Source organism: Pseudomonas sp. R4-39-08, assembly GCF_003852275.1.
Taxonomy (GTDB): Bacteria; Pseudomonadota; Gammaproteobacteria; order Pseudomonadales; family Pseudomonadaceae; genus Aquipseudomonas.
Window position 1 is genome coordinate 5,019,016 of sequence record NZ_CP027733.1, and the last position, 23,180, is coordinate 5,042,195.

Annotated in this window: 18 protein-coding genes and 1 pseudogene; 10 read left to right on the forward strand and 9 right to left on the reverse strand. The window is 57.7% G+C overall.

Annotated features, from left to right (window positions below; translation table 11 throughout):
* Positions 1-829: 829 nt before the first annotated feature.
* Positions 830-2,272 carry a hypothetical protein gene (locus C4J88_RS23185; protein WP_218567110.1) on the reverse strand — a complete coding sequence of 481 codons (1,443 nt, stop codon included), beginning with the start codon at positions 2,270-2,272 and terminating at the stop codon, positions 830-832.
* A gap of 71 nt (positions 2,273-2,343) precedes the next feature.
* Positions 2,344-2,952, reverse strand: a complete 609-nt coding sequence (locus tag C4J88_RS23190; protein ID WP_124408208.1) for a hypothetical protein — start codon at positions 2,950-2,952, stop codon at positions 2,344-2,346.
* A gap of 1,027 nt (positions 2,953-3,979) precedes the next feature.
* Here C4J88_RS23190 and C4J88_RS23195 point away from each other — a divergent pair.
* From C4J88_RS23195 to C4J88_RS23215, 5 genes and pseudogenes are all read left to right on the forward strand, one after another.
* Positions 3,980-4,240, forward strand: coding sequence for a DUF6124 family protein (locus tag C4J88_RS23195; RefSeq protein ID WP_124408209.1), 261 nt, complete (start codon positions 3,980-3,982; stop codon positions 4,238-4,240).
* A gap of 265 nt (positions 4,241-4,505) precedes the next feature.
* On the forward strand, positions 4,506-5,486 hold the full coding sequence (moaA, locus tag C4J88_RS23200; RefSeq protein ID WP_372238026.1) for a GTP 3',8-cyclase MoaA: 981 nt from the start codon (positions 4,506-4,508) through the stop codon (positions 5,484-5,486).
* 37 nt (positions 5,487-5,523) lie between these two features.
* On the forward strand, positions 5,524-6,423 hold the full coding sequence (locus tag C4J88_RS23205; RefSeq protein ID WP_124408211.1) for a bestrophin family protein: 900 nt from the start codon (positions 5,524-5,526) through the stop codon (positions 6,421-6,423).
* Between the two features lie 132 nt (positions 6,424-6,555).
* A pseudogene (locus C4J88_RS23210) lies at positions 6,556-7,451 on the forward strand (LysR family transcriptional regulator).
* Positions 7,452-7,564: 113 nt separating this feature from the next.
* A complete protein-coding gene (locus C4J88_RS23215; RefSeq protein WP_124408212.1) occupies positions 7,565-9,004 on the forward strand; it encodes a glycosyltransferase family 39 protein in 1,440 nt (479 codons plus the stop codon).
* A 15-nt stretch (positions 9,005-9,019) separates the two neighbouring features.
* Here the strand turns inward: C4J88_RS23215 and C4J88_RS23220 are convergent, their stop codons facing one another.
* The gene (locus C4J88_RS23220; RefSeq protein WP_057724985.1) at positions 9,020-9,508 is read right to left on the reverse strand and encodes a TIGR00645 family protein; all 489 of its coding nucleotides are present in this window, start codon (positions 9,506-9,508) and stop codon (positions 9,020-9,022) included.
* A 163-nt stretch (positions 9,509-9,671) separates the two neighbouring features.
* Here C4J88_RS23220 and C4J88_RS23225 point away from each other — a divergent pair, with 163 nt between their 5' ends.
* Positions 9,672-11,477 carry a hypothetical protein gene (locus C4J88_RS23225; RefSeq protein ID WP_124408213.1) on the forward strand — a complete coding sequence of 602 codons (1,806 nt, stop codon included), beginning with the start codon at positions 9,672-9,674 and terminating at the stop codon, positions 11,475-11,477.
* A 5-nt stretch (positions 11,478-11,482) separates the two neighbouring features.
* Here the strand turns inward: C4J88_RS23225 and C4J88_RS23230 are convergent, their stop codons facing one another.
* Both C4J88_RS23230 and C4J88_RS23235 read right to left on the reverse strand, forming a co-directional pair.
* Positions 11,483-11,800, reverse strand: a complete 318-nt coding sequence (locus tag C4J88_RS23230) for a hypothetical protein (RefSeq protein WP_124368408.1) — start codon at positions 11,798-11,800, stop codon at positions 11,483-11,485.
* A gap of 423 nt (positions 11,801-12,223) precedes the next feature.
* A complete protein-coding gene (locus C4J88_RS23235; protein ID WP_124368409.1) occupies positions 12,224-14,662 on the reverse strand; it encodes a Lon protease family protein in 2,439 nt (812 codons plus the stop codon).
* Between the two features lie 265 nt (positions 14,663-14,927).
* Between C4J88_RS23235 and C4J88_RS23240 the strand changes: the two genes are divergently transcribed.
* From C4J88_RS23240 to C4J88_RS23255, 4 genes are all read left to right on the forward strand, one after another.
* Positions 14,928-15,416, forward strand: a complete 489-nt coding sequence (locus C4J88_RS23240; protein WP_124364474.1) for a DUF3015 domain-containing protein — start codon at positions 14,928-14,930, stop codon at positions 15,414-15,416.
* A 92-nt stretch (positions 15,417-15,508) separates the two neighbouring features.
* Positions 15,509-17,362 (forward strand): DUF4105 domain-containing protein, encoded by a 1,854-nt coding sequence (locus tag C4J88_RS23245; RefSeq protein WP_124408214.1) that lies wholly within the window; start codon positions 15,509-15,511, stop codon positions 17,360-17,362.
* A gap of 291 nt (positions 17,363-17,653) precedes the next feature.
* Entirely contained in the window at positions 17,654-18,010 is a 357-nt protein-coding gene (locus C4J88_RS23250; protein ID WP_124405327.1) for a hypothetical protein, read from the forward strand.
* 81 nt (positions 18,011-18,091) lie between these two features.
* On the forward strand, positions 18,092-18,580 hold the full coding sequence (locus C4J88_RS23255; RefSeq protein WP_124408215.1) for a GreA/GreB family elongation factor: 489 nt from the start codon (positions 18,092-18,094) through the stop codon (positions 18,578-18,580).
* Here the strand turns inward: C4J88_RS23255 and gdhA are convergent.
* The 4 genes from gdhA to C4J88_RS23275 form a co-directional block, all read right to left on the reverse strand.
* Positions 18,577-19,914 (reverse strand): NADP-specific glutamate dehydrogenase, encoded by a 1,338-nt coding sequence (gene gdhA, locus C4J88_RS23260; RefSeq protein ID WP_124408216.1) that lies wholly within the window; start codon positions 19,912-19,914, stop codon positions 18,577-18,579. The two genes, C4J88_RS23255 and gdhA, sit on opposite strands and share 4 nt — an antisense overlap.
* Positions 19,915-20,124: 210 nt before the next feature.
* Entirely contained in the window at positions 20,125-21,015 is an 891-nt protein-coding gene (gene aepX / locus C4J88_RS23265) for a phosphoenolpyruvate mutase (RefSeq protein ID WP_124408217.1), read from the reverse strand.
* 46 nt (positions 21,016-21,061) lie between these two features.
* Entirely contained in the window at positions 21,062-21,907 is an 846-nt protein-coding gene (locus tag C4J88_RS23270; RefSeq protein ID WP_124408218.1) for a hypothetical protein, read from the reverse strand.
* A 23-nt stretch (positions 21,908-21,930) separates the two neighbouring features.
* Positions 21,931-23,160: a pyridoxal phosphate-dependent aminotransferase gene (locus C4J88_RS23275; protein WP_124408219.1), complete on the reverse strand. Its 1,230-nt coding sequence runs from the start codon at positions 23,158-23,160 to the stop codon at positions 21,931-21,933.
* Positions 23,161-23,180 lie beyond the last annotated feature (20 nt).

The window sequence follows — 23,180 nt, forward strand, 5'->3', positions numbered from 1 at the left end:
TGACGCTTCTTGGCTTCGAGGCCTTTGCGCGACATGGGCGTCCGTTCCATAGGGTGTTGGCTCGCAAGCTCTCAGCCTACGAAGCTCCCGTCAAGCCATTCGTTGTACCTACCTGGGGATGACAGCTCGCCTGCAGACTAGCCAACTTAGCGTCGGTGTCAGGCCGCTCTCTGCTAGTCATTACTACCGCGTGTTCTCGTTAAGGAGATGCAAAGGGTTGACGCCACGAATGCAATTGACTGGTCAGTGAAAACGCAAATATGCGATCACGTCCATGCAATGACGCAAACGCCCCCGCAAGCACTTGCATGTCGAGAAGTGAAAATGAAATAACCAGCCAGACCAAGCTGGAAGCTTTGCATCACAAGGCCTGCACGCTTTCCGTGAGCTCCCACTTCATAAGCATGAACCCCAAGAAAACAAGCCGTTCAATTTGAGAAAACTCTGCCACCCCCCTATTGCCATTGGTTTGGTGACTTGAAACGCCGCCTTGAAGGGGGCGCTGTCTGCGCAATGGTTTGTCATTTCTTTCAAAACTTTGCACAAAATGAAATTGACGATTGCCTGGGAGGCCCCACGGCCCGCCTGGGCTGGAGGATGGTTTGCACTACACCTGTGTTTGCAATAAAAACGCATACGAAGCGCGTCGGCGGGAGGGGGATAAGTGCTTTTTCATGGCGTTTTTTTAAGCATTCAATTGCAGCTGTTGCAGTGAGTGCCTTTTACATCCCTCCCCGGCGTAAACATAAACAGCTACGGGATGCTCATCAACATCATGAACATCCCGCGTCAAGCGATTACATGCCGCATGTTGCGGGATCTACTACATTCAAGACATTATTATTCGATTTTTTATATCGTTCAATATATCTTCAAGAGGAGTTTTCTTTTCAAACTTGAGGCCTTCAAGTGCAACAATCAAATCAGCGTCAGTTAACGGCATTATCAAGCCATGACCATTCTTGAATGAGTCCCTGCACCTTTCAATGAACAGATCCTTTTTAGATATTTCCCTACAAGTTATGATCCCAAGCATGCCGCGATTAACAGTCAACCTTCCGATCATCTGATCGAGCTCAGGATTTTTTATATCCTTAGTATAATTCTTGCATTCGACGATCACATACGGACAGGGGATTTTATTAATCATATGGAGATTGTAGAAAAAGCCTTCCTTAGCACAATTTTCAAAATATATATCGATCCTCTTCCTACCTTGATTGATCTCGGCCTCAAGAACTGGAGAAGATGCACTCGGATAAAACAACATCTCCAGCACGCCAACTATGGTCTTGTGGTACTCCGAAGCAGTTGCAGCACCTTGCTTGATAGCGTTAAGTCTAGAAATCAAGTGATCAACCACAACATTTAAATTCAACTCAGTATCAATTGAGTCAGATGGCAGAGGTCTTACCTTTTCCGCTTGCTGCTCTCTGAACGACTGAAAAACCAACGGATGATTTTCTGTAAACTCAAACAACCACTCTTTGCTGAACTCCTTAACGAAATTCGCTTTTAAGCTCTTTTTGGATATATAGGGAGTCCCATCTTTACGGTGCTCAACCCATATACTGCCAGACCTTATATGCTCGTGCTGAAGATACTCCAACACGTGCATATTGTAGTAGTTCTCAGGGGCATAAGCCTTGCTATAAGAAACGATACCTTTCGGTGTTAGAAGGATCTTCTTCCCCTCCACCAGTAATGTATCCTCATGAGAAAAAGTCCATTTTTTCTTAGAGGCATCCCAGATCGGCCCCGCAGACACACCAGCAGTCAAAGCAATGCCGTGTAATTTGCACTGAGCTTGCGTGTAGGCAATGAGACTCCCCCTAATGAGGTTGGTAGTCATGTCAGATACCTTATCTTTCCCAATGCCTGGGATGAATAACCTGAAGTCCTCTAAATCAGTAATTTTTCCAGACTTTATCGCCTTGCTACCCATGATGCTTTCAAATAATTTTTTTGCATCTTCACTTCCGATGCCATTACCTCTAGGCTTACCCGAAGAAAGCCCCAAGCAAGTTTCATTTGGTTCATGAAGATGTGAAAACAACTCAAAAGCATCTTCATCCTTTCCTTCACGAACAAGATCTAAAAAATGTGAGAAAAAAGATCTCACAGAACTAGAGGCCTTCATTGACCAGCGATCCGGCCTAAGTCCTAACAAATAAGGATCAACAAATAGCCTAGTATCAAGATCAGTATCAATATCCACAAAATCGAGTTCAAACTGAGTTTTTGAAAGACTGAAGCGCTTCGATAATTTCATAAATCCCTTAATCCACCAGAAAACACTGACCGTTTTTTGAGAACTCATCGACTACTGAATAATCTTGAGAACTATATTTGATCCCAAAGCGCAGACACGTATGCCAGCTCCGCATTAACCATCTTCATTAGTTTCGCTTGCGAAACCGAGTCATTAGAACTGCAAAATAACTTGCCATTTCTGACATCAAGCACCGCCATTTTACAGCCTGCAACTGCCCCCCCAGATAGTGCGGTCACCATCAACGCCAGGACAATATCTATGCGGAGCTTTTGCAGAGGCTCATCTTTGAGATACAGTTTTATTAGAAACGGCTCGCCTTCAATGACGAGACCTAGCTCCGGATTAATTCCAATATCAATACCTTGAAAGCTATAATTCGAACTGAACGGCGCACTCCAAGCAATATTCTTTTTCCCCCACCACCTCTCGTAACCTTGGATGGCTTTCGGATAATTTTTTATCTTTTTTTCATCAGTGAGAAATCTCAGAATTTCGTAAAGTTCTTTTTTCGAATGACTGTTCTGGTGAACTGAAACAATGCCTTCCCTGAGAGCCTTATAGAAGTCAGTCTGAGGAGAATAAGATTGGCGATATTTTATTTGACTGACTTTTGTTGCCTTGGGAGTCCCCGACTTGGAAATGATATCTACAACGTCGGTGAGAGAAATTCTTGGCATCCTTGACCCCCTAGACAAAAAATCGCTTTTTTTGCTCGATTTATGAACTCTAGACCAATAGAGGCTTTTTGCAATCACAAGAAGGAAGGATCAGGCGTTTTGTAGGGTAATGCTGTCAATCCGCAACAAGCTGCGAAGCGCGCTCTTTGTTTATCCCGCTACGGCGCAGAAGGACTGATTCAATTTCAGCGTCGTCAGGGTCTGAGAGCTAAAAATAGGGAAGAAATCTCAGCAGAAGTATAGAGAGGAGTAACCAGGAGCATCTAGTTTGCTGTCACGCTGCTGTCACCGCATGAGAAGAAAACGACCTTCCTGGTCCGAAAGCATTGAAAAATATGGTGTCCCAGGGCAGGTTCGAGCTGCCAACCTTCCCCTTAGGAGGGTGGAGGTCCGCTTCTGACCGGGTTCTGCCGTTCACCACCTTCAGCCTCCTATCAAGCGCAACCTGTATCCCGAGAGAGGCAGGAAGATCCCCCCAAAATCAAAGATGAGAAGCAAAGATGTAAAATCGGTTACAAGCTCCAGGCCAGAGCGTGGATATCTCGTGGGGTATTCCCGTTGGTATTCCAATCAAAACAAAAAAATTTATCTCAAATAATCAATGCCAAAGGATGCCAATTCAGATTACCCCGGCCGACCAATTCAAAGCATCGACAAAACCCGCCTTATGCGGATTTTGTCGTTGCTGAGGTTTTAAAACGCCCGACTGACAGACCTTCAGAATTTTCCCGCAAGAAGTAGCGCCCTCGATGAACTCCCCCTTCAACCCCCACGCCGCTAATCTCCCACAGTCGCTGCAAAATCAGCGACCGGGTTTAGCAGCTCGGTTAATATCAAGGCCTGCAAAGCCACCTTCCTTTCAAGCGATGCTTTCAGCATCCGCTGGATTGCGTTATGGCGGCTGTGCGTGGGGCACTTTCGGGTGCGCTGGGTTCCTTGATTCCTGGTCTGCTAACCCGCGTACAGTCGCCACCCTTTTCGTTTAGCAGCGATGTCTGGCGACTCCATCAATCAAGGAGTTTCAGTCATGAAAAAAATCACCCCCAATCCCCCAACAACACTCTTCACCCTCGCCCCAGACATCCCCGCCGAAACCCTCCTTATCCAAGCCAGTGAAACCCTCGCCTCGCTGAACGCCATGACCACCGATCTGGCCTTTGAACTGGAAGGCTCGCACCGCCAAAAGCTGCTGGGTGCTCAGCAACTGATCGTGCTGGGTGAGTTGCTGCTGGAGCGGATGCTGGACGCTCAGTTATTCACCATGCAACCACTTGGCGAAAATCCATAAAACATCCCCGTCAGTTGAACGACCAACCCGTACCTATGGCGAGCAAGCTCCCTCGCCACAGGTACGCTATTGAACCCCACCGCTCCGCCGCCTCCTGTGCCCCGTCAACTAACCGCTCATAGACCCCATCGATCAACCGGTCGCTAAGAGTGATTAGACGCCCGCAGAAAACACCGTTAGCCTCGCCTGAATCACCCGCCTATATAAGCGCCAGGGTATATACCCAACGTCGCCGCCGAGGTTTTTAGTGACCGATCAAATCCTGATGGATAGTTTTTCCCGCCGGGTCGACTACCTCCGGATGTCCGTAACCGACCGTTGCGATTTCCGTTGTGTGTATTGCATGGCCGAAGACATGGAGTTCCTGCCGCGCCAGCAGATTCTGTCGCTGGAAGAGCTGTACCAACTGGCGCAGAGTTTTGTCGCGCTGGGCACGCGCAAGATCCGTCTGACCGGCGGTGAACCCTTGGTTCGTCAGGGCGTGGTGGACCTGTGCAAGCGCATTGCCGCGCTGCCCGGTCTGCGCGAGTTGTGCATGACCACCAACGGTTCGCAACTGGGCAAACTTGCCGCGCCGTTGTTCGATGCCGGGCTCAAGCGCTTGAACATCAGCCTCGACAGCCTGGACCCCAAGCGCTTTCGTGAACTGACGCGCACCGGTGACTTGGCCAAGGTGATCGAGGGTATCGATGCAGCGAATGCCGCGGGTTTTCAGCGCACCAAGCTCAATTGCGTGGTGATGAAGGGTCGCAACGACCACGAGATCAACGACCTCGTGGCCTTCGCCATCGATCGCGGCCTGGATATTTCGTTTATCGAAGAAATGCCATTGGGCGTGATCAGCGAGCACAGCCGTGCCGAGGCGTTTTATTCCAGTGCGCAGGTACGCGAGCGTATTACCGAACGCTACACGCTGATCGACTCTGCAGAATCCACCCAGGGGCCGTCGCGCTATTGGCGCCTGGCCGAAGCGCCGCATATTCGCCTGGGCTTTATTTCCCCCCACAGCCACAACTTTTGCGGCACCTGCAACCGCGTGCGGTTGACGGTCGAAGGCCGGCTGTTGCTGTGCCTGGGCAACGAGCATTCGGTCGACCTCAAGGCGGTACTGCGGCGCTATCCGGGCGAACCGCAACGTTTGGAGCGCGCGATTGTGGAGTCGATGAAACTCAAGCCCTATCGGCACAATTTCACCCTCGACGATGAGGTGCAGGTGGTGCGCTTCATGAACATGACGGGCGGCTGATCGACCCGGTTTCAACCCATTGCACTAGGCTATTTCCATGATCGTCAGAGCCAAACCCAACCTGATCGGTGTATTGACGTCGCTCAAGGGCTCCGTGGCCCGGCGCATCGCACTGCGCAGCCTGCTGGTGACACTGCTGGCCTCGGTGATTGTGCTGGTGGAGACGCTTCATCCAGCCTACTTCTCCAAGGTCAACGCCACGCCGTTCACGCTGTTGGGCTTGTCACTTTCGATCTTCATGAGTTTTCGCAACAACGCCTGCTATGACCGCTGGTACGAAGGGCGCAAGGCGCTCGGCGCCATGCTGATGGATGTGCGCGCCATGATCCGGGAAACCCAGGTGATCCAGGATGCTCGCCAGCGCAGCGAGATCCTGCGCAACCTGTGCGGGTTCGCCCACGCGTTGAACGCCCGGCTGCGCCATGAGGACGAGCCCAGCGTGGCAGCGCCCTGGCTCGACAGGCTGCCGGCGGCCAACACGCCGAATATCCCGGAAAGCATTGTCGGCCGCGTCACCCAACAATGTTCGGCGCTGGTCGAATCCGGGGGCCTCAGCGAGTGGCGCTATCAGCTGATGGCCGGGCACTTGAGCAGCCTGACCCGCACGCAGACCATTTGCGAGCGCATCAAAAGTACCCCGCTGCCCTTTCCCTATACGCTCCTGTTGCACCGCACCAGCTACATGTTCTGCATCTTGCTGCCCTTCGCCATGGCCGAACCCTTGGGTTGGCTGACGCCGGTATTCACCGCCATCGTGAGCTACACGTTTTTTGGCCTGGACGCGATTGGCGACGAGTTGGAAGACCCCTTCGGCTATGACGAAAACGACCTGCCGACCAACGCCATCGTGCGCACCATCGAACGCGAAGTGCTGCACGCCAACGGCGCGACAGAACTGCCGCCCGTCCTTGAACCCGTCGACTGTGTACTCAATTGAAGCCGTACACACGACGCATCCGACGTTACGTTCATGTCTTTCTCCAGCAGGCCGCCATCAATCGATTGCCATGAGGCTAAAGCGCCTAAACAATGACTGTCTATTTGTTACGGCTGACTGGCAGGTGACTTGATGGACATAAAGCAACTCAAATTCCTGATCGCGCTGGAGCAGACCCGTCATTTCGGCCAGGCGGCTGCGCGCTGCCATATCACCCAGCCGACGCTGTCGATGCGCCTGCGCAATCTGGAGGATGAACTGGGCCTGGAATTGGTCACCCGGGGCCAGCGTTTCGAAGGGTTCACCGAGGCCGGTGAGCGTGTGCTGGCCTGGGCCAGAACCCTGCTCGCCGCCCATGACGGGCTGTTCGCCGAAGCGGCGGCGTGTCGCGGCCAGTTGGTGGGTAACTTGCGCCTGGGCCTGGTGCCGCTCAGCGGTTTCAACCCGATCAGCTACATCCAGGGCCTGTCCCACACCTTCCCGGAACTCAAGTTCAGCCTGACCTCCATGAGTTCGGACAAGATCATCGAAGCGCTGGGCACCAATCAGCTGGACCTGGGGTGTGTTACCTGGACCACGTAAACTCCAGCTACCTGGATTTTTTCGAACTGGGCGAAACCCGCGTCGGCCTGCTGTACGACACACGCCACTTCCACTTCGAAGGCACCGAAATGAGCTGGGAAGACGCCGCCCAATTGCCCCTGGGGATGATCAGCACGGGCATGCACTATCGAAAGTCCATTGACCTGAGCTTCCGCAGCCGCGGCCTCGCCCCCCAGCCCATGCTTGAAAGCGATTCAACCTATCAGTTGTTCCAGGCGATCCACGAAGGCTTTTGCTGCGCAATCATGCCACTGGACAGCGCCCTGGAAAGCCCAATCGAAAACCTCGCCTTTATCAACCTGCCGGACGCCAGCGTGCTTGCGCCACTGGGCATGGTGATGCGCAAGACCGAACCGCGCTCGGCGATCGCTGAGAAGTGTTTTGCCCACGCCAAGCAGTTGTTTGCCGCCAAGACGCAAGCTTAACCCGACCGCACAAAAACCCCACACTCGTTCACGAATCGTTAAGAAACCCATCCCTATACTGGCGGGCAGCCACGGTCGCTCTCCCGAGCGGTCTCCTGCCCGGTAGCCACCCCATGACGCGTCCCGTTCCCCTGCTGCTCCTGCTCGCTGCGCTGCTGTTCTTCTTCGCCCTGGGCAACCATGAACTGCAAGGCTCCACCGAGGCCCGCGTCTCCGGGATCGCCATGGCCATGCACCTGGACAATGACTGGGTGGTGCCGCGTCTGTTTCGTGAGCCTTTCCTGGAAAAACCGCCGCTGAGCCTGTGGCTGGATGCCGGGGCGATTCGCTTGTTTGGCGCGAGCACCGGGGCCGTGCGGCTGGCATCGGCCTTTGCCGGGTTGTTCAGCGTGATGCTGCTCTACGGCATGCTGCGCCGGTTCGGGCGGCCAACCACGCTGGCGTTCAGTGCCGCGTTGATCCTGGCGACCATGGCCAGTTATTGGGGCAATGTGCGCGGGGTGGGTGAGGATTCGTTGCTCAGCCTGGGCGTGACCGCTGCGTTGCTCGGGTTCTACCAGGCGATGCGCCCCGCGTCCGAACGCCACGGCTCCTCTGCCTGGGCATGGGCATTGTTTACGGCGGGGATGGTCGTCGCGACGTTGAGCAAGGGCGTGCTGGGCCTGGCGATGCCAGGGAGTGTGATATTCGTTTACCTGGCCTGCACCAGCCTGATGGATAAACGCCTGCGCCTTGGCGACTGGCTCAAGCCCGCGCTATTCACGCTGCTGGCCTTGGTGCCGTTGTTAATTTGGTTGGGGTTTCTGTTTCAACGCGGCGGCATGCAGGCCGTCGGCGAGGTGCTGTGGACCAACAGCGTCGGGCGCTTCAGCGGCTCGTTTGTCGAAGCCGGGCATTACGAGCCGTTCTACTATTACCTCGCCAAACTGCCCGAGGCCTTCCTGCCGTGGAACATTCTGGTGTACCTGGGCCTGTGGCACTTTCGTAAAAGCCTGGTGCGCAACCGCTACCGCCTGTTTTTCAGCGTATGGCTGGTGGCGCAGTTCACCCTGCTGACACTGGCCTCGAGCAAACGCACCGTCTATTTGATGGCATTGACCCCGGCCGCCGCCGTGCTGGCCGCAGAATATGCGCGGGTGCTGCTGGAGTGGGTGGAAGCCCACAAACCGGCGCTGTACCGCTACCACCGGCGCATTATCTTCGGTGTGTTCACCCTGGCCATCGCCTGCTACCTCAGCGCAGCCTTCTGGTTCGCTCCCAAAGCCGATGTGCGTCAGTCATTCGTGCCCGTAATCAGTCAGGTCCAGGCACTGCAAGACGAAGGTAGGGAGGTGGCGCTGTTCCAACCCAATGAGCGCATCGCCGGCGCCAGCGTGTTCTATCTGCAGGCCTATTTGCCGATTTTGCAGACCGAGCCGCAATTACGTGCATTTCTCGGCGCCAAACCCGGCAACGTTGCGCTGCTGGACCACACGGACCGACTGAATGAGAAAGTGACAGTGATCAAGGAAATGGCGATCAATCGCCAGCCTTACTACTTCGTCGAGCAGTAAGGCGAGCGCGCGCCATCAGTGCTTGGTCAGCTTGTCCAGGTAACCCATGGCAAACGCCGAGACCACGAAGGTCATGTGGATGATCACGTACCACATCAGGTGCTGTGGATCGACGTTCTTGGCGTCCATGAAGATGCGCAGCAGGTGGATGGAGGAAATCGCCACGATGGAGGCCGCTACTTTCATCTTCAGCGACGAAGAGTCCATGGTGCCCAGCCAGTTGAGCTTTTCCTTGTTTTCATCGATATCCAACTGCGAGACGAAGTTCTCGTAGCCGGAAATCATCACCATCACCAGCAGGCCACCGACCAGGGCCATGTCGATCAACGACAGCAACAGCAGGATCACCTCCGACTCCAGCAAGCTGAAAATATTGGGGATCACATGAATGATTTCCTGGAAAAACTTGATCGCCAGGATCAGCAACCCCAGGGATAAACCCAGATAGATCGGCGCCAGCAGCCAGCGCGCGGCATACATCGTGTTTTCGATAAAGCGTTCCATTGAATCTCACACAGCTTGGCTAAAAATGGAGCCGAGTATACCAGCCGCTACCGGGCACCTGTCACCGCGAGAAAACTGACTTGAAGTGGCATCTGCAAGGGCGTTTTTCTGCTAGTGTCGAGCCCCTCAACTCGGCTCGATGCTGTCGGACAGGAAGACTCTGATGATGGATGTGCGATCCCCTTTGGCCACTCTCGGCCTGTGCGCGGCGTTGCTGATGACCAGCGGCTGCTCCCCCAAAGAAGAGCAGAAGCAGGCCACCCTCGAAGAGAAAACCAGCCAGTTCGAACAGTCCCTGGACAGCATTCAGGACCCCAAGCTGCGCGGCGGCTCGCTGCTGTTGCTTGAACGTGCACGCCTCAAGCTCGCCGCCAAGCCCATCGAAGCCGAATACGGCGAAGACACGCTGGCCCTGCTCAAGCATTACCCCACACCCCAGGCCTTGGTGGACACCTATATCAACGGCCTGTTCGTACTGCGCAGAGCCTCTCATTCCGACTACCTGACGGATCTGCAGCCGGTCTTCCCGTTCACCTTCAACGCCCCTGACCAGTTCCCCTTCCCCCATGGCCTGGAATGGCAGTCGGTGACCTTGAGCAACAACAAAGTCATTCCCTTCCAGCCGGAATGGTCGGAAACGGACCCCGGCATCCAGCTCAGCCCAAGCAGCTCCAACCTGACCAACCCCGACGACCTGACGGTGACCTACCCGTTCATCGAGGGCATCGAGACGGAAAACAAGAGCCAGCCGCAGCCCGTCAGCCTCAAAGGTGCGATTGAGGTTGCCGCGCCAGGCAAGGTGCTGACCTTCGACCTGTCGAAAAAAGACCTCGGCCACCCGCGCACCGAGGGCAATATCACCCTCAACCTGCTGTCGCTAGACAAGAATTACGCCGAGCTTGAACTGACCAACAGCGCGCCCCTGGCCGCAGAGCTGGGCGACGACTCGCCCAACCCGCTGCTGGTACAAGCCCGGGACGGTACCGGCCAATTTCTCACCCGCTCAGGCTCGATCAACGAAAATGCCGCGCAAGTGGCGTTCTATGAAAAGCAGCTGGCCGAGATGCAAAAGCACAAGGCCTGGTCCGAGGCGCTCGAAAAACAACTCACCGACGCGCAAAAAGCCTTCGAACACACACAGAAGAGTCACTACGCCAAGGTGTACTTCAACGGATTGATCGACACCCTGCAGGTCAATGTGCTGGATTTTTCCAAGACCACAGTGACCCGCAAGGAGCTGGACCTGCCTGTGATGCGCTTCGACAAAAACAGCCTGCAACACACCGTGCAACCCTTGCCGATGCCGGTCACGGTGTATGACGACGCTGCGGCCAGCTGGCTCAAAGACGCCTCGCTGACGGAAGAACAATTGAAAAGCAGCGTCACCATCAGCCAGTCCACCGACGACGCCAGTGCCGCGAAAATCGTGTTCGACCACCCTTTCACCTTCAATGACGACCTGGTCGGCGCCGAGCGCAACAACAGCGACGCGCCGATCACGTTTTTCACGGCCGACGATAAAGGCGAGCGCGGCGAACCCATCGAGTTGCCCACCGAGGCGTTCGAGATGAATGCGGCAAGTGGCACGCTGACCTACGACCTCAACCTGTTCCCGGAAACCCCGGCGTTTGTGGTCGGCTCGGTACCCTTGTTCCTCGCCACCATCGAGAAGGCCTCGATTGACACCAGCAAACTGCCCAAAGGCCTGGTGCTCAAGGACAACGCGTTGATCGTCGACCAGCGCGCGTTTCCCGCCGACAGCTGGCGCTTCTACGCCAAGGACGGCAGCGGCAACTACCTCAAGGAAATTCTCGGCGTGAGCCACCGCGCCGAGGAGTACGGCACGGCGCTGTTTGACGTGCATTATTTCTACGGCCAGCCGACCACCCTGGAAAGCTACCAGCGCACCGACCTCGACACCGTGCAATATGGTTTCGAGGTCAAGCTGGACAAACCGGAAAGCAAATAGCCCGATTACAGGGCCAGTTGCTCCTGGCCGCCGTTGAGTTGGCGCAGATGGGCCTGCAGGTGCAGGCACCAGATCTGCGGCTCGTCCAACTGCTCGTAGCCGTGCAGGGTCAGGCTGTCGACGATGGAGCCCAACATGGTTTCTGCCACGAATGGCCCATGAAACGGGCCTTGGGACTTGACCGTGGAAGGCTGTTCGCCCGACATGCCGGCGGCGAACAATAATGTCCACAACCCGTTTTCCCCGGCGAGCGGGCGAATGGAGCATTCGATACGGGTTTCCAGGCCCAGGCACTGGCGGGTAAGGCAAAGGTTGCGCGGCATGGCGGCGACCCTCGGTAGATCGGTGTTCAGCCCCAGCGCAAAGGCGAGGCTGTTTCTATCCTGCGACTCCTGTGGATATCCCTGATTCTCAGAATAGAATAAAAACGCGACAGACCAAGGTGGTAGGGACCAACGGCATTGGATTGCGGACGGTCGTCAATTTAATGGCATCCGCAGATCTAAATGTGGGAGGGGGCTTGCCCCCGATAGCGGTGTGTTTGATCGTTCCCACGCTCTGCGTGGAAATGCCTCTTGGGACGCTCCGCGTCCCGCCACCGCTGCAAGTTTCGGTAATTACGCACAAGTGACGCAGAGCGTCACGGGTACATTCCCACGCGGGAGCGTGGGAATGATCGTATCGTATCTAAATGTGGGAGGCGGCAAGCCCCCTCTCACATTTTTGCTGCAGGTGGCTTTAAGAAATCAGCTGGGCTTGGCCTCAGCCAGCGCCTGCTGCGCCAGTTCCTTTTCTGCTTCCTTCAGGTCTTCCTCGCTGATCATCTCCGCAATTGCGCGCAAACGCTCCACCACGCGGGCATTGACCGTACCTTCCGGGAACTGCCCCTCTGCGTCCGGTTCACCGGCATCCTCGCCCACCAGCAGGCTCAACGCTTCATCCGCCTGGCGTACCGCATAAATATGGAATTGCCCGTCACGCACGGCCTGCAATACCTTCTCGTCGAGCATCAGCGTGGCCACGTTGGCCTTGGGAATGATCGCGCCCTGTTCACCGGTCAAACCGCGCGCTTCGCACAGGCGGAAGAAGCCTTCGATCTTCTCGTTAACCCCACCCACGGCCTGCACTTCACCAAACTGGTTGATCGAGCCGGTGATGGCAAAGCACTGCTTGAGCGGCGTTTTCGATAAGGCCGAGATCAAGGTGCAGGCTTCGCCCAGGGACGCGCTGTCGCCATCCACGTAACCGTAGGACTGTTCCAGCGCGATGCTCGCCGAGATCGCCAGGGGGAATTCCTGCGCATAACGGCTGCCCAGGTAACCGGTGAGGATCATCACGCCCTTGGAGTGAATCGGCTGGCCGAGGTTGACCTCACGTTCGATATCGACGATACCGCTGCCGCCGGGGTATACCGTGGCGGAAATCCGCGCCGGTACGCCAAACGCCGAATCACCGACCTCCAGCACCGTCAGCCCGTTGCACTTGCCCACGGCGGCGCCGGCCGTGTCGATGAGGATGACCCCGGCGAGCATGTCGTCGAGAATCCGCGCCGACACGCGCCCGGTGCGCGTGGCCTTGGCCTTGAGCGCGCGCTCGATATGCCCGGCATCGGTCATTTCGTCGCCTGCCAGGTGGCGAATGAAGTCCGCCTCGCTGACCAATTGGAACAAATCGCCAATGCGCGCCGACAAACGGCCCTGATGTTCCGCCAGGCGTGCGCTGTAGGTCGCCAGCCGCGCCACCGCATCCGACGTCAGCGGCGCCATGCCTTCTTCCGAGGTGCGGGTTTTGAGCAACTGGGCGAACTGCTCCAGGCTTTCGTCGACCATCGGGATGTCTTCGTCGAAGTCCACCAGCACCCGGAACATTTCCTGGAAGTCCGGATCGGCATCCTGCAACGCGTAGTACAGCTGGCGCGAACCGATGATGATCACCTTGACCTGCAACGGGATCATTTGCGGGTTGAGGGTCACGGTGGCCAGGCGCCCGAGTTCGCCAAGCGGCGACTCCATCTTCAATTTGCGCGATTGCAAGGAACGCTTGAGCGCATCCCACACAAACGGCTCGCTGAGCATTTTTTCCGCTTCCAGGATCAGGAAGCCACCATTGGCACGGTGCAACGCGCCTGGGCGCAGTTGACGATACGTGGTGTACAGCGCGCCCTGGTCGGTGCTGTATTCGATACGGCCGAACAGGTTGTCGTAGGTCGGGTGCGGCTCGAAGACCACCGGCGCGCCGCCGTTGACAGGATGGCCCACCACCAGGCTTGGGCAGTACTGCTCTTCCAGCAGCTTGCGGGCCTGGGCGTCGGTCTTGGCGTCGTCGACCAATTGCTCGACCACGGTTTTGAGCAGATACACCTGCATGGCCTGCAGATAACCGCAGACGGCGGCATTTTCTGCGTACTTTTCCGACAACGGTGCGAGCAAAGGCTGCAGGGCGAGGGTGATGGTTTCTTCGTTGAACTGGCGCAGTTGATTGTTCGACTCACGCTTCCATTGCGGCAGGCTCGCCAACTCTTCGTTGAGGCGCTCTTCCAGCTCGGAAATATCCGTGTGGAAACGCTCGCGGTCGATTTCCGGCAACTGCGAGAACTCGGCCTCGTCCAGGGCCTTGCCATCGAGCATCGGGGTAAACGCGATGTTGGAGCTGTCGCGGTACAGCGCCACGTCTTTTTCCAGGGCCAGGCGCTCGATCACATCCAGGGCCTTGTCGTAACGCTGGTTGAATGCCCGGTCGATGGCGCTTTTGCGCTGTTGATACGTCGGGTGTTCGAAGACGGCCGGGAAGGTCGCCACCAGGTTGTCGACCAACCCGTTGATATCGGCGATGAACGCCGCCGCAGCGCCGCCTGGCAATTCCAGGGCGCGCGGTTCGCGCGGCTCATCGAAATTATTCACGTACACCCAGTCCGACGGGGTTTGCAGGCGCTTGCCTTCGGCCCTCAGGTAACGTTTGACGAATGAAAAGCGACCGGTACCGGGCTCGCCCATGACAAACACGTTGTAACCGGGACGTGGCATTGCCACGCCGAACTGCAATGCTTCAACTGCACGTTCCTGGCCAAGCACACCGCGAAAGGGCTCCAGATCATTGGTGGTCGAGAAGCTGAACTGTTCAGCGGAAAAAGGGCGAGTCAGCGCTTCGGGCGCTAGACGCAAGCTGGCAGCAACAGGATCAGGCATCGGGCTTCCTTACATCAGGCGGGGCAGATGGGGGCATTCTGGCTCTCGGTTGCGCGCTCTGGCAAGGCGCGCTTTTGGGAAAGCATAGACAGCCCGCGCGGCGTACAAAAAAATCGTTCGAGACTGAATGTTTTATAAAAAATCACGGAACCCCTGGAACGTGCCTAAACTCCAAACTGCGCGGGTTGGACTAATAACTGGCCCCTAGGTGCTGCGAAGCGCCTGAACCCTTGTCCATTGGTTTGCACACAAAGAGAACAAAGCTATGAAACGGATCCTTCTTGGTACTCTCTTCACCGTCGTCTCCCTCAATGCAATGGCAGAAGCACCAGGTGGCCCGAACTGCGGTTGGGGCAACATGTTGTTCGAAGGCCAGCGCGGTACTCCGGCCCACTTCCTGGCCTCCACCACCAACGGCACTTCAGGTAACGCCACCTTCGGCATGACCTCGGGCACCAACGGTTGCAGCACCAACAGTTCCCTGACCTACGGCGGCAAGTCCTGGATTGCCATGAATGGCATGATGAACGAGCTGTCCGAAGACATGGCCAAGGGTAACGGCGAAGCGCTGACTACCTACGCCGTGGTACTGGGCGTGGCGCCGGAAGATCGCGAGCACTTCGCGGCCGTGACCCACGAGCACTTCCAGCAGATCTTCAGCAAGGCTGACGTGACCGCTGACGACGTGCACAACAACACCATTGCCGTACTGAAAAGTGATGCCCGTCTGGCGAAATACGCTACCCAGGCTTAAGCTCGACCCACCCGCGCCTTTCGAGGCGCGGGTTTTGTTTTTTCGACCTGCCCCCCTTGGGTCTTTTTTTCAGTCCGACTTAAGTAGCCCCCATGCTCAAACGCCTCGCTTGCCTGGCTCTCTTCGCCTGCGCCCCGCTGCATGCGGCACCGCACCTCGACGATCAACGTTTGCAGCAACTGGCCAATGACCCGTTCTGGCTGTCGCTGGGCCATTACGAAGCTGGCAAGATCAGTGGCTGGCGCAGCTATGTCAGCGACAAGAAATTCTTTCTCGCCACCGACGGGGCGCATCATCCGGACGCCGAACTCAAGGCCACTGTGGATGCGTTGTATGCACCGGCCAGCCTGGGTGAAAAGCACGCCCAATGCGTTTATCCCGCACGCACCCGCTGGCTCAAGGACCAGTTGCAACTGACCGACCTGCCGGCGGTGGACTGCAAGGAATTCAAGCAATGGTTCACGGACGTCGCGCCCCACAGCGCGGTGATGATTTTCCCGGCGGCGTACCTCAACAGCCCGTCGTCGATGTTCGGTCACACCCTGCTGCGCATCGACCAGGCCGACGTGCAAAGCAACAACACCGCCCTGCTCAGCTACGCGATCAACTTCGGCGCCTATATCGAAGGCTCGGACAACAGCATTCTGTACGCCTGGAAGGGCCTGATGGGCGGCTACCCCGGCCTGTTCGCCCTGGTGCCCTACCAGGAAAAACTCTCCGAATATCGCAGCCTGGAAAACCGTGACCTGTGGGAATACCGCCTGAACCTCACCGAAGTCGAGACCAAGCGCATGGTCGAGCACGTGTGGGAACTCAAGCAGATCCAGTTCGACTACTTCTTCTTCGATGAAAACTGCTCATATCGCCTGCTGGAACTGCTGCAAGTGGCGCGCCCCGGCCTGCGCCTGACCGAGCAGTTCCCGCTGACGGCGATCCCCACCGACACCGTCAAGGCGGTCAAGGAAGCGGGCCTGGTGGAAAAGATCGACTATCGCCCCTCCCGTGAACGCGAACTACTCGAACGCGCCAAACCGCTGGACGGCGATGAGCAACAATGGGCACTCACCATCAGCGATGACCAGCAGCAATTGCAGGCGCCGGCCTTCAAAGCCCTGCCCCGCGAGCGCCAGGCACTGATCATCGATGCCGCCTATCGCCTCGGCCGCTACCGCGCCAACGGCCTGGAGCGCGACACCGCACGCTCTCAGCGCAGCTTCGAACTGCTGCGTGCGATCAACCAGAACCCTGCGCCCGACCTGAAGATCACCCCGCCCGGCCTGCCCGAGAACGGCCACGAATCGCGCACCTGGCAGGCCGGCATCGGCACCCGCGGCGACAAAGCCTTCGGCGAATACGGCCTGCGTATGGCCTATCACGACCTCAACGACAACGCCGAAGGCTTCCCCTTGGGCGCACAAATCGAAATCCTGCAGATGAAACTGCGCCAGTACGAAGGCAATCACTGGCAGTTGCAGCAACTGGACCTGGCCACCATCCGCTCCCTGACCCCACGCAACGCCCTGCTGCAACCCTGGTCATGGCAAGTCACCGGTGGCCTGGAACGGGTGCCGGGTAAACACGACGACGAAACCCTGGTCGCCCACGTCAACGGCGGCGCGGGCGGCACCTGGCAGTTGAGCGACGACATGCTCGGCTTCGCCCTCGGCACGGTGCGCGTGGAACACAACAATGACTTCAGCGAAGCCATCTCCCCCGCCGCCGGCTTCAACACCGGCCTATTGTGGAAGAACCCGCTGGGCAACCTGAGCCTGGAAGCCAAGGGCGATTTCTTCACCAATGGCGAAGTGCGGCGCAGCATCAGCCTGAACCAACAGTGGGAATTGTCGCGCAACCTGGGCCTGCGCCTGAGCGCCCAGCGCGAGTACAGCCACTTGTCGACACCGGTGAATGAAGTAATGCTCGAAGTGAAGTGGTACCACTACTGATTCATACCCCCTCCCACACTTATTTGTGCATGAAGAAAATTTGCCGGAGAAGATCGTTCCCACGCTCCCGCGTGGGAATGCAGCCCGTGACGCTCCGCGTCACCTGTGCGCAGTAATCCAAACGTGCAGCGGTTGGCGGGACGCGGAGCGACCCAGGAGGCATTCCCACGCAGAGCGTGGGAACGATCATTTTGCACAGCCCACATCCCGCCGACTTCTCTTTCACACACATCTGACAAATCCCTGACTAGACTTCCCCCTATCAGCCGTAAATCGGCCAGGGAGTACGCCATGTGGCGGTCTGCGCTAATGCTGTGTGTAGTGGTGGGGTTGTCAGGCTGCCAATCGACCCACCAAGACTTATTGGCCAAAGGTTATCCGCCCGCCTTTGCCGATGGCTTCGACGACGGTTGCAGCAGCGGTCGCCAGGCCGCTGGGGTGATTACCGGGGAGTTTCGCAAGAACGTGCCCCGCTATCTGAAAGACCGGCAGTACGCCGAAGGCTGGGAAGATGGTTTCCGCCAGTGCAAGGCCATGCGCGAGAACGAGGAGCTGCGGGACTACCAGGACAACCGCAGGGATGACCGCGAGCACGAATGGCAGCAGGAGAAGGATCGCGATGCGGCCAAGGCTTATCGCTCGCAATAGCGCGCCGCGTTAGAAGCGGACGCAGAGCGTGGGAACGATCGCGCGGCGAACATGGCCCAAACTCCATTGAAGGAGAACATCATGAGCCGAGCTTTTGTAAATGAAGATAACGCCGCCGCCCAGGCTGATCAGCCGGTGGAGCGTCAAGTCAGCGAGCAACCCAATCGCTTGACCGCGCAAGGGTTGGCGCAGTTGCAGGCCAAGGTTGCGCAATTGCAGCAGGAATACAGCACCGAATCCGCCAAGGGCAATAAACAGCGCCAGGCCGATCTAGAGCGGGATTTGCGCTACTTCAATCAGCGGGTACAAAGCGCCCAGGTTGTGGCGCCGGCCACTTCTACCGATAAAGTACAGATCGGCAGCTGGGTGACCTTCGCCAATGAGCAGGACGAGCAGCAGCGCATCCAGTTGGTCGGCGAAGATCAGGCCGATGCCAACGCAGGCTTGATCAACTGGGGTTCGCCCCTCGGGCGCGCGTTGCTCGGCGCCCAGGTGGGGGACGAGGTGCTGTGGCAGCGCCCCGTCGGCGATCAGTTGATCGAAGTGTTGCGTATCGAGCCCGGGGTCTAGACGATGCCCTGGGCCAGCATCGCTTCGGCAACTTTGACGAAGCCTGCGATGTTTGCGCCCTTCACATAATTGACCCGGCCATTTTCTTCGCCGTAATGCACGCAGGCATGGTGGATTGACTGCATGATGCTGTGCAGTTTGCTGTCCACCTCGCCGGCGGTCCACAGCAGGCGCATAGCATTCTGCGACATCTCCAGGCCACTCACGGCCACGCCGCCGGCATTCGACGCCTTGCCCGGCGCGAACAGAATGCCTGCCTCGATAAAGATATCCACAGCTTCAAGGGTGGTCGGCATGTTGGCGCCTTCGGCGACGCAGATGCAGCCGTTGCGCAGCAGCGTGCGGGCAGCGTCGGCGTCGAGTTCGTTCTGGGTGGCGCAGGGCAGCGCGATATCGCAAGCCAGCGCCCAGGGGGTTTGGCCTTGGCGAAATTCCAGGCCAAAACGCTCGGCCAGTTCGCTGATGCGGCCGCGCTGCACGTTTTTCAGCGCCAGCAGGGCTGACCATTGTTCCTCGGTCAACCCGCTCTCGGCGTACAGCGTGCCTTCGGAGTCCGACAGGGAAATCACCTTGCCTCCCAGGTCCATCACTTTGCGCGCCGCGTATTGCGCCACGTTGCCCGAACCGGAGATGGCCACGCGCTTGCCTTCGACCCGCTGGCCGTCGCGCTTGAGCATTTCTTCAGCGAAGTACACACAGCCAAAACCCGTGGCTTCCGGGCGGATCAGGCTGCCGCCGTAGGTCATGCCCTTGCCGGTCAACACCGAGGTGAACTGATTGCTCAGGCGCTTGTACTGACCGAACAGGAAGCCGATTTCACGGGCGCCCACGCCGATATCACCGGCTGGTACGTCCACGTCGGCGCCGATATGGCGGTACAGCTCACTCATGAACGCCTGGCAGAAACGCATCACTTCGGCGTCGCTCTTGCCCTTGGGGTCGAAGTCCGAGCCGCCTTTGCCACCGCCCATGGGCAGCGAAGTCAGGGAGTTCTTGAAGGTTTGCTCGAAGGCGAGGAACTTCAGCACGCCCAGGTTCACCGAGGGATGAAAGCGCAAACCGCCTTTGTAAGGGCCAATGGCACTGTTCATCTGGATACGGAAACCGCGATTGACCTGGACCTTGCCCTGATCGTCCACCCACGAAACCCGAAAGCTAATCGCACGTTCCGGCTCGCAGATGCGCTCCAGAATGCCCGAGGTCAGGTAGTGGGGGTTGGCTTCAAGAAACGGCCACAGACTGCGCAGGACTTCTTTTACGGCCTGATGGAATTCCGGTTGGTCGGGGTCGCGTTTCTTGAGGCGGGCAAGGAAGGATTCGACGGATTCGTGCATGAAAAGTCTCGGCAAAATGATTGTTGTTAAACAGAGATTGAGCCGGACTTTATCAATTCATTTCGCACCGTGACAGGGCAAAATGTCGCTTTTATGAATTTAAATGGTGCATTTCTATAAATAACTGGCGTATTTCGCCCTGAAACAGGGATTCCAACCCGCCACATGCACCAATGAGTGAAAGGTTGGACGACAGCCCCGCGTGTCGCATTACCGCGTCCCGGGCACCAGATCGAGTATCTCGTTGATGCCCAGACAGCGCGGCTCCAGCTCCAGCGTCCTGCCATGGGCGAGTATGCCCAAAGCGGTATCGCGCATGGCCAGGTAGGCACTGCGCAACATATGGTTGGCATAAATCACCGCGTTGAAACCTGCCTGCTCCAGCACCTCGAATTTCAGGTGAACATAACTGGTCGGCACGCAAATCAGCGGAACCTTGGGCCGTTGCAGACGAAACTGCCTGGCGAACTCAAGGATTTCCAGGCCATCCTGCCTGCGACTGTGGATCATGATGCCATCCGCCCCCGCCCCCACATACGCCAGGCACCGCGCCATCGCTTCCTCCATGCCGCGATCCAGGATCAGGCTTTCACACCGCGCAATCAGCATCAGCCCTGAGCCAGTGCGACTGGCGCAGCCGGTCTGGAGCTTGGCGCAAAATACCTCGATGGACTCCTGCGCCTGGTCGACCTCGGTGCCGAACAATGAGTTTTTCTTCAAGCCGCACTTGTCTTCGATCACCACCGCCGAGACGCCCGCGCGCTCCAGCATCTTGATATGAATCGCGAGATGCTCGGCCTTGCCGCCGGTATCGGCATCGAATATCAGCGGCAGCGAACACACATCAAATATTTCGCGGATCCCGGGCAAGCGGTTGCTGGGCGAAAGAATCTCGATATCGGGTAACCCCCGCTGGGTCGAGTCGGTCAGCGAACTCGACCAGATGGTGTCATACCCCACCGTATGCCCTGGGCTGATTTCCAGCCGGGCGCGCTGCGCGAGCAATGCCGATATCGGGCTATGGGCTTCGAGTACGCGCAGGCAACGATTGCTATCCAGTAGCGCCGACAGAGGGCGTCGGCGCGCGTCGGTATCCATCATAGGTTCAGGCTCCATGTCAGCGGCACAACGGGAGTTATCGGACAGCTCAATCCCAGGCGGGCTGTTCACACTTGAGTACCGATGCCATTTTCTGCAGATGTTCACAGGCCCTGGCCACGTACTCCCTGGATAGCTGCGCGATACGGCTGTAATCCACGGCCTGCCCGGTGGCGCTGGCGTAAAGCCGTAACGCCTCTGCCGCGTGCCTGAAATGGCGCGCTTCCACGCTGCCGCAGTGCACGCTGAGAAAGCTCGCCACGCGGCTGGCCTCACCGGCGCTGTACCCGCGCACATCGCGCAACCATTGTTTCCATAACGGCGTCATCAGGTTGTACTCGCCAGTGTTGAACAACTCCGTCATGGCCATCATTTCCAGCGCTTCGATGAGCTGCGGCGCCAACGGGCGTTTTTCCCCGACCCAACCGGAAAACTCCTTGGTGATCGGGTCCAGGAACTTGTCCTGCAGGCGCCATTCATCCGAGCCGCAGATCGCCGAAGCCATCCGGTAATACAGCTTGGAGTGGTGCGGATGCCCGTGCATTTCGCCCAGTCCGATGTCCTCGACGATGATCTCCCCACAGTGGGCCGCCGCTTCGAGCATCTTCAGCCGAGCGTCATCGGCCAGGGATGCCGACTCCTGAAGGATGCGCACGATGATGCTCGAGACGGCATGGGCAGCGCCGTCCGGGCTGCGCCAGCCACAGAAGAACGTACACAGCGACGACTCGCTCCAGTTATTGGATGTCATGTCGACATAAGTCTCGCAGTACCTGTCCAGCTCGGCGGGCTGGCTGTTGAAACCGCTGAGCAGGGCCTGGGCCAAATGTCGGTCCTCGACATCCACCAGTGCCTGGTTCACGTACCCGATAAATTGGCGGCTCAGATTTTCCACGGCTCATATCCTTTTGGGTGGGGTTAATGCACAACGACTTCTGACATGAAGCGGGCAAAGCGCGTAAGGCCTTCGATCAACGCTTCATGCTCAACGGCGTAGGAAATGCGGATGCTGTTGCGGTCGCCACAGCCGGAGCCGGGCACCACCGCGATATGGGCCTCGGTCAATAACAGATCGGCCAGGTGGTCGACGTCACGGATAACGGTGCCCAGGTAGCGGCCACCCAATTTGCGTGACACATCGATAAACAGATAGAACGCGCCCTCCGGCGGGGCGCAGGTAATGTCATCCACATGCCCCAGGCAAGTGCAGGCTGCGAGCAACTGCCGGTCGAGGAAGGCATTGACCTGCTGGGTAAAGTGCGGCGCGTCAGCCATCAGGCTGCCGAGTGCGGCGTATTGGGACAGACTGCTGGGGTTGGACGTCGTGTGCCCTTGCAGGTTGTGCATGGCGGCGATGACCGGGGCGGGTGCGCACGCATACCCTACCCGCCAGCCAGTGACCGCGTGGCTTTTGGAAAACGAATCGACCAGCACCGTCTGGTGCTTGAGCGGCGCAAACAACGACACGATGTTGTGATGTTCATGGGGCGTGCGCACCAGCTTGCGGTAGCACTCGTCGAACACCACCCAGAGCCGGTGTTCGAACGCGAGTCGGGCAATCCCCAACAGTTGTTCACGCTGATAAACCGTGCCCGTCGGATTGTTCGGGGTGTTGATCACAATCATGCGGGTGCGTGGGGTCAGGGCGTTTTCTACGGCCGCGCAGGTGAGGCGGTAGTCATCCGCAGCCGTATCGACATAGACCGGAACGCCACCGGCCAGCTGGATCTGGGTGGGGAAGGTTTCCCAGTACGGCACCGCAACGATGACTTCATCCCCCGGATCGAGCAGCACCATCGCGGCGTTATACAGCGCCTGCTTGGCACCGGCGGTCACCGCCACTTCATCGGCGGCGTAATTCACCCCGCAGCGCTGAGTGACCTGCTGCGCCAGCGCTTGGCGCAGTTGGGGAAGGCCGATGGGCGGCGTATAGCGGTTGCGGGCATTGGCCAGCGCATCGCTCACCGCGGCTTTCATGGCCGGGCAGGCATCGAAGGACAATTCCCCAGCGGCAAAATTGATCACGTTGACGCCGGCTTCTTTCAAGGCATTGGCTTTGCTGCGCATGCTGGACGTGCCCGGTGCGCGCAGACGTTGCGCACGCCGGGACAGCGGCAATGACACGGCAGACGGTTCACTGTTGTTCATTGTTATACCTGCCAGAACAC

Coding starts and splice junctions, on each gene's coding strand:
- C4J88_RS23240 (WP_124364474.1), top strand. CDS start 14,928: ATGAAACGGATCCTTCTTGGTACTCTCTTCACCGTCGTCTCCCTCAAT.
- moaA (WP_372238026.1), top strand. CDS start 4,506: ATGGATAGTTTTTCCCGCCGGGTCGACTACCTCCGGATGTCCGTAACC.
- C4J88_RS23230 (WP_124368408.1), bottom strand. CDS start 11,800: ATGCCGCGCAACCTTTGCCTTACCCGCCAGTGCCTGGGCCTGGAAACC.
- C4J88_RS23245 (WP_124408214.1), top strand. CDS start 15,509: ATGCTCAAACGCCTCGCTTGCCTGGCTCTCTTCGCCTGCGCCCCGCTG.
- C4J88_RS23195 (WP_124408209.1), top strand. CDS start 3,980: ATGAAAAAAATCACCCCCAATCCCCCAACAACACTCTTCACCCTCGCC.
- C4J88_RS23215 (WP_124408212.1), top strand. CDS start 7,565: ATGACGCGTCCCGTTCCCCTGCTGCTCCTGCTCGCTGCGCTGCTGTTC.
- C4J88_RS23250 (WP_124405327.1), top strand. CDS start 17,654: ATGTGGCGGTCTGCGCTAATGCTGTGTGTAGTGGTGGGGTTGTCAGGC.
- gdhA (WP_124408216.1), bottom strand. CDS start 19,914: ATGCACGAATCCGTCGAATCCTTCCTTGCCCGCCTCAAGAAACGCGAC.
- aepX (WP_124408217.1), bottom strand. CDS start 21,015: ATGATGGATACCGACGCGCGCCGACGCCCTCTGTCGGCGCTACTGGAT.
- C4J88_RS23220 (WP_057724985.1), bottom strand. CDS start 9,508: ATGGAACGCTTTATCGAAAACACGATGTATGCCGCGCGCTGGCTGCTG.
- C4J88_RS23235 (WP_124368409.1), bottom strand. CDS start 14,662: ATGCCTGATCCTGTTGCTGCCAGCTTGCGTCTAGCGCCCGAAGCGCTG.
- C4J88_RS23275 (WP_124408219.1), bottom strand. CDS start 23,160: ATGAACAACAGTGAACCGTCTGCCGTGTCATTGCCGCTGTCCCGGCGT.
- C4J88_RS23255 (WP_124408215.1), top strand. CDS start 18,092: ATGAGCCGAGCTTTTGTAAATGAAGATAACGCCGCCGCCCAGGCTGAT.
- C4J88_RS23185 (WP_218567110.1), bottom strand. CDS start 2,272: ATGAAATTATCGAAGCGCTTCAGTCTTTCAAAAACTCAGTTTGAACTC.
- C4J88_RS23225 (WP_124408213.1), top strand. CDS start 9,672: ATGATGGATGTGCGATCCCCTTTGGCCACTCTCGGCCTGTGCGCGGCG.
- C4J88_RS23205 (WP_124408211.1), top strand. CDS start 5,524: ATGATCGTCAGAGCCAAACCCAACCTGATCGGTGTATTGACGTCGCTC.
- C4J88_RS23190 (WP_124408208.1), bottom strand. CDS start 2,952: ATGCCAAGAATTTCTCTCACCGACGTTGTAGATATCATTTCCAAGTCG.